Source organism: Desulfobulbus alkaliphilus, from assembly GCF_016918545.1.
GTDB lineage: Bacteria > Desulfobacterota > Desulfobulbia > Desulfobulbales > Desulfobulbaceae > Desulfobulbus > Desulfobulbus alkaliphilus.
The window spans coordinates 1-419 of the sequence record NZ_JAFFQC010000331.1; the positions used below are offsets into that span (position 1 = coordinate 1).

Annotated in this window: 1 protein-coding gene and 1 pseudogene; both read left to right on the plus strand. The window is 69.0% G+C overall.

All coding sequences use genetic code 11. The features are described 5' to 3' along the window. Window positions 1–211, plus strand: a pseudogene (locus tag JWG43_RS21030) (efflux RND transporter periplasmic adaptor subunit); the annotation flags it as partial. Between the two features lie 3 nt (window positions 212–214). Continuing rightward, window positions 215–419: efflux RND transporter permease subunit (locus JWG43_RS21035; RefSeq protein WP_240193688.1), on the plus strand; the 205-nt coding region annotated here is incomplete at its 3' end.

Here is a 419-nt window from a genome sequence, read left to right on the forward strand (position 1 = left end):
CGTGCAGGGCTTGCGCGTCGTCCGTTCGGGCCTGGCCCCAACCGACCGTGTCATCATTGCGGGTCTGCAACGCGCCGCCCAGCCGGGCTCCAAGGTCACGCCCAAGAACGGCAAGATCGAACCCGTCGCCGGCGATGCGTCTCAGGCGCCCGTCACCCAGGCGGCGCCCGCGTCCAGCGCCTCCTTCGCCAACAGCCTGCCGGCCGGCTAAGCCATGAACATCTCCCGCTTCTTCATCGACCGGCCGATCTTCGCGGCCGTGATCGCGGTGGTGATCTCCATCATCGGCATCGCCGCCTATCCGCTGCTGCCCTTGTCGCAGTATCCAGAGATCGCGCCGCCGACGATCACCATCAACGCCGCCTATCCCGGCGCCTCGGCCGAGACCCTGGCCGAAACCGTCGCCGCCCCCATCGAGC